The following is a 432-nucleotide window of genomic DNA, read 5'->3' on the forward strand; positions in this document are numbered from 1 at the left end:
TGCAACATGCGCCGCGCGTCAATCAACAAACGCTTGTCAGCGTCAATCAACATCGGCATCATCAACCTCGCCGCGACATTCTCATCTTGTTTGTCGCGCGTCTCTCATCCAGATTGTCGCGCCACATGGAACTTCGCGATTCTCAAGCAGCGTCCAATTACTGTTCGAGAAAACCGGCAGTGGAAACCAGCAATCGCCTACTGTCGGTACGCAGATGACTTTGTGATCGTAGTCAAAGGAACTCGTGAACATGCCGAGGCAGTGCCTGAAGCATGCCGTGAGTTCCTCGAAGGCGAAATGAAGCTTGAGCTTGGGCGCGTTTTCCGGCTACCAACGTAGCACCTACGCTGCTAATTTCTCTTCCTCGAACCAGGCTTCATACTGCTGAACCGGCGTGCGATAGCCAATCGAAGAATGCCGGCGGCGGCGATT

At 53.7% G+C, this 432-nt stretch carries 1 pseudogene; it reads left to right on the forward strand.

The annotated features are described in order from the left end of the window. Positions 1 to 339: pseudogene (locus GWC77_RS29935) on the forward strand (hypothetical protein); the annotation flags it as partial. Between the last annotated feature and the right edge of the window lie 93 nt (positions 340 to 432).

The sequence above is a fragment of the Paraburkholderia sp. NMBU_R16 genome (assembly GCF_013282575.1).
Lineage (GTDB): Bacteria > Pseudomonadota > Gammaproteobacteria > Burkholderiales > Burkholderiaceae > Trinickia.